Source organism: Thermococcus sp. ES12 (genome assembly GCF_012027515.1).
Taxonomy (GTDB): Archaea; Methanobacteriota_B; Thermococci; order Thermococcales; family Thermococcaceae; genus Thermococcus; species Thermococcus barossii.
This window is the reverse complement of record NZ_SNUP01000123.1, coordinates 1-401: the sequence shown is the minus strand read 5'-3', so window position 1 is coordinate 401 and position 401 is coordinate 1. Positions and strand designations below refer to the sequence as shown.

Here is a 401-nt window from a genome sequence, read left to right as displayed (position 1 = left end):
ATAAAAGCCTTTGACAATAGATACATCGATGGCGATGAATTGATTGAAACTGTAATAAAAATGCAGAACTTAATGATAATCTACGACTCGTTGATTATCTGCAAATATGCCTTTGCCGCTGGTTTGACTGTAACAGACATAATAAAGCTTCTTTACTTTGTTACAGGAAAAGAATACACTCCTGAGAAATTAATGGAAATTGCAAATAGAATATGGAAAGTACAGAGAAAGATAAACAACGAACTAGGCATAACTGCTAAAGACGATAAGTTACCCCTTAGAATGGCAACACCTCATGCAAACAGGACGGATACACAAGTTCCACCCATAGAAAAATGGCTACCAAGATACTACGAGTTAAGAGGACTAACTGAAGATGGGATTGTAAAAGAGATCGACTA

At 36.2% G+C, this 401-nt stretch carries 1 protein-coding gene; it reads left to right on the top strand.

Annotated elements, in window-relative coordinates; all coding sequences use genetic code 11:
* A partial coding sequence (locus E3E37_RS11370) for an aldehyde ferredoxin oxidoreductase C-terminal domain-containing protein (protein WP_240921987.1) occupies positions 1-401 on the top strand: 401 nt, incomplete at both ends.